General features: G+C 62.8%; 5 protein-coding genes. 3 read left to right on the forward strand and 2 right to left on the reverse strand.

The window, feature by feature from the left end; translation table 11 throughout:
* A partial coding sequence (locus ACFTOW_RS13750; protein WP_379916657.1) for a GIY-YIG nuclease family protein occupies positions 1 to 495 on the forward strand: 495 nt, incomplete at its 5' end.
* Positions 496 to 647: 152 nt separating this feature from the next.
* Positions 648 to 926, forward strand: a complete 279-nt coding sequence (locus tag ACFTOW_RS13755; protein ID WP_379916659.1) for a hypothetical protein — start codon at positions 648 to 650, stop codon at positions 924 to 926.
* A gap of 255 nt (positions 927 to 1181) precedes the next feature.
* Here ACFTOW_RS13755 and ACFTOW_RS13760 read toward each other — a convergent pair whose 3' ends face one another.
* Both ACFTOW_RS13760 and rocF read right to left on the reverse strand, forming a co-directional pair.
* Entirely contained in the window at positions 1182 to 2243 is a 1062-nt protein-coding gene (locus ACFTOW_RS13760) for an ornithine cyclodeaminase (protein WP_379916661.1), read from the reverse strand.
* 5 nt (positions 2244 to 2248) lie between these two features.
* Positions 2249 to 3175: an arginase gene (gene rocF / locus ACFTOW_RS13765; protein ID WP_379916663.1), complete on the reverse strand. Its 927-nt coding sequence runs from the start codon at positions 3173 to 3175 to the stop codon at positions 2249 to 2251.
* Positions 3176 to 3292: 117 nt separating this feature from the next.
* Between rocF and ACFTOW_RS13770 the strand changes: the two genes are divergently transcribed.
* Positions 3293 to 3721 (forward strand): Lrp/AsnC family transcriptional regulator, encoded by a 429-nt coding sequence (locus ACFTOW_RS13770; RefSeq protein ID WP_379916665.1) that lies wholly within the window; start codon positions 3293 to 3295, stop codon positions 3719 to 3721.
* Positions 3722 to 3877: the final 156 nt, after the last annotated feature.

Raw genomic sequence — 3877 nt, forward strand, 5'->3', positions numbered from 1 at the left:
GCGCCTCACGTCGTGACAACAACATCTGGTGCGACCCTGAACAGGCCAGTGCGCCTTAACCCACACAAATCGCGAAGGGACCACCTTCCTAGCATCCGCGTTGCGGATTTCCGTCGCCAGCAAGGCATCTACATCCTCTTCGACGAATATGGGCCTGCTTATGTTGGATTGGCTAAAGGCGACCGACTCGGAGCACGCCTCCGCGATCACCATGGCGACCATCTCAACGGCAAGTGGGACCGGTTCTCTTGGTTCGGATTCAATCCGGTCGGTGCGACACCCAACGACCACGGCATCCTGTCGCTGAACGAGCCGCGCCGGGACGTGACAGACGACACGTCGACAACAATCGGCGATCTCGAGGCGCTGCTCATTGCAGCCATGGGGCCGAAGCTCAATGTCCAGAGGATGCGTTTTGATCAGGCCGACAAGTGGGAGCAGATAGGGCAGTGGGAATGGGACGAAACATATCGTGAGAAAATGGCACGAGACTGACTGAGGCCAAGGATGCCCAAGCCAATTAAAGGAAATTTACCTATCGAGGAGGGCCCAATCTACGACAAGCAGAAGAAGTGCACCAGCCGTGAATACTGCGTTGTCGCTGAAGCTCATCGATTACTCAAAGCACACAGGATTTAGGATTACAGATGTTCGGATTGTTTGGAAAGAAATCAGAAGGGGCGCCGGTGGAGCCAAAAGCCCACTGGGACGCAAAGCGGCGGGTGCTCACACTGGTGGACTCGAAGGGAAAGCTGACCGAGAAGAAGAATCCGTCCGCAATGTTTGCGGGAACGCACGAGGTGGCCCGAATGGAGATGGGAAAGGACAAGGTGTCCTTCACACTTCATCCGAAGGTGAAGCATGAAATGCCCCGGCTGGTATCCTTTGACCTTTGCGGCAATTTGACCGGCAGCCGCGTATTGTAGGGATCAGGAAAATAAGGGTAGGCTGACGTGTTTGATTGATGTAGAAAACGGAAGATAGGGAGTCATCACCTCCTTGTTGCTGCGCCTGAAGTGCGACTGTTGCGGGCTTCCACTCTCCAAGTCGGTGATGCCGCAACCGCTCAATTTAACAGCACAGTATCGGTGAGCGTCAGCACTGTCCCGCACAGCCGCCCCACAAACCTTTACACAAGCACCCGAGGCCACACCAACCTCAGTTCGACGCCCTCCATCAAGTCACTCACACAATCCCCCCGCCCGGCGCACCATGCCGAACAGGTCGCGCGGGTCGTCCGGGTCGGCCAGCAGGTCCAGCGGCTGGTACATGTCGGTGCCCTTGATCCGGTCGCGGATGTAGCGCAGGGCGCTGAAATCCTCGGTGGCAAAGCCCACGCTGTCGAACAGCGTGATCGCCTGGGCATTACGGCGGCCCTGCGCCTGTCCGGTCATCACCTGCCACAGCTCGGTCACCGGGTGATCGGGGGCAAGCTGCTGGATCTCGCCCTCGATCCGGGTCTGTTCGGGGTATTCCACAAAGATATCAGCCCGGTGCAGGATCGCTGGGGCCAGTTCGGTCTTGCCCGGGCAGTCGCCGCCGATGGCGTTGATGTGCACGCCGCTGCCCACCATGTTGTCGGTCAGGATGGTGGCATAGGCCTTGTCGGCGGTGCAGGTGGTGATGATCTGCGCGCCTTCCATCGCCTGTTCGGGGCTGTCGCAGGGCACGACGGTCAGGCCGGACTGCGCCAGATTGCGCACCACCTTGGCGGTGGCGGCCGGGTCGATATCAAACAGCCGCACCTCGGTCACGCCGCACAGCGCATGAAAGGCCAGGCACTGGAACTCCGACTGCGCGCCATTGCCGATCATCGCCATCACCCGTGCATTTTGCGGCGTCAGATAGCGCCCCGCAAGGGCCGAGGTGGCCGCCGTGCGCAGCGCGGTCAGGATCGTCATTTCCGTCACCAGCACCGGGTATCCCGTGGCCACATCCGCCAGCAAGCCAAAGGCGGTGACGGTCTGCAACCCGTCGCGGGTGTTGCCGGGATGGCCGTTGACGTATTTGAAGCCGTAGGCCTGACCGTCGGAGGTGGGCATCAGCTCGATCACGCCGACCTCGGAATGGCTGGCGACGCGCGGGGTCTTGTCGAACGCGTCCCAGCGTTTGAAATCCTGTTCGATATACTCGGACAGCTCGCGCAGCATGGTTTCCACGCCGATGTGGTTGATCAGCCGCATCATGTTGGCGACGGAAACGAAGGGCACCAGCGCCTTTTGTGACGGGTCGGTCATGGTCATTCTCCTTACGCGTAGGCGCGGGTGGGCCGGTCGAACACGCGCCGCCCCATGGCGCTGGCGCACAGGTCCACCATCAGCTGCGCGGTGCGCCCGCGCTCGTCCAGAAACGGGTTGAGTTCCACCAGGTCCATCGAGGTGACAAGCCCGCTGTCATGCAGCATTTCGCAGACCAGATGCGCCTCGCGCACCGTGGCGCCCCCGGGCACGGTGGTGCCCACGGCAGGGGCCACGGCGGGGTCAAGGAAATCCACGTCCAGCGAAACATGCAAGGCGCCATCCGCCTCGGCCACGCGGGACAGGAAATTCTGCAAGGGGCGGGCGATGCCGCTCTCGTCGATCTCGCGCATGTCGTGGCGGGCGACGCGCGTGGCCTGCAGGGCGTTGCGTTCCGGCCCGTCCACCGATCGCAGCCCGATGACGCAGACATTGCCGGTCGGCACCGGGGTGGTCACGGGTGGAAAGCCGTCAAACCCCGGCTGGCCGGTGACATAGGCCAGCGGCGTGCCATGCAGATTGCCCGATGTGGTCGTTTCGGGCGTGTGGAAATCGGCATGGGCATCCAGCCACAGCACGAATTGCGGGCGGCCGTTCTGGGCCGCATGGGCCGCGACCCCCGCGACCGAGCCCAGCGACAGCGCGTGATCGCCCCCCATGAAGATCGGCACGCCCTGATCCATTGCCCATTGCGGCGCCAGAATCAGCGACTGGGTCCAGCCGATACAGGCGTTGCGCGCATAGGGATGCGCATCGGGGTCATCGGCGTCATGCGGGGCAGGAGACAGGTTGCCGATGTCCAGCACCTCGTGGCCCAGATCGCCCAATGCCTTGCCCAAGCCGGCGGTGCGATAGGCGTCCGGCCCCATCAGGCAGCCGGCCCGACGCTTGCCGCAATCCATCGGCGCGCCGATCAGGATACAGGTCTGGTTGGTCATCTGTGGCTCCTACTGTCTATGTTGCACAGGGTATGTCGCCGGATCGGGGTGGATGACAGCCGACAAATTGCGCATATTGTGATGTGAATCACCATAGCGACAGTCAAGGGTGCCGAAATGGACGATATGGACCACGCCCTGATCCGGGCCCTGCGGCAGGATGCGCGAGCGCCGCTGTCGTCGCTGTCGGCGCAGCTGGGCGTCTCACGCGCCACCGTGCGGGCACGGATCGACAAGCTGCGCAGCGCGGGCGAGATCGTGGGCTTTACCGTCCTGCTGAAAGGCGATGTGGCGCGCGACCCGGTGCGCGGGCTGATGATGCTGGGCATCGAGGGGCGCGGCGCGGACCGTATCAAGCGCCAGTTGGCGGGCCTGCCGCAGGTTCAGGCGATCCATGCCACCAACGGGCGCTGGGACCTGATCGTGGAGCTTGGCACCGACACGCTGGAACAGTTTGACCGCGTGCTGGACACGATCCGCCGCTTTGACGGCGTGGCAACCAGCGAAACCAGCCTGCTGCTGTCGACGTTGAAGTCGGGCGGCTGAGGCGCGGTCGTGGCCAGCCCCGCACCCCCGGCCCCTCTCCGCATGGGGAGGGGAGGCGCGTTTTTCGGGGGTGGACTAGGGTCTGTTGACGTTTAAGGATTCCCATATCGGCTTCGAAGTGATTCAAGGTTGCCAAATGGGAGGTGACCTTGATCC

Origin of the sequence: Lacimonas salitolerans, assembly GCF_042677865.1 — a bacterium.
Taxonomy (GTDB): Bacteria; Pseudomonadota; Alphaproteobacteria; order Rhodobacterales; family Rhodobacteraceae; genus Lutimaribacter; species Lutimaribacter salitolerans.

Coding starts and splice junctions, on each gene's coding strand:
- ACFTOW_RS13755 (WP_379916659.1), top strand. CDS start 648: ATGTTCGGATTGTTTGGAAAGAAATCAGAAGGGGCGCCGGTGGAGCCA.
- ACFTOW_RS13760 (WP_379916661.1), bottom strand. CDS start 2,243: ATGACCATGACCGACCCGTCACAAAAGGCGCTGGTGCCCTTCGTTTCC.
- rocF (WP_379916663.1), bottom strand. CDS start 3,175: ATGACCAACCAGACCTGTATCCTGATCGGCGCGCCGATGGATTGCGGC.
- ACFTOW_RS13770 (WP_379916665.1), top strand. CDS start 3,293: ATGGACGATATGGACCACGCCCTGATCCGGGCCCTGCGGCAGGATGCG.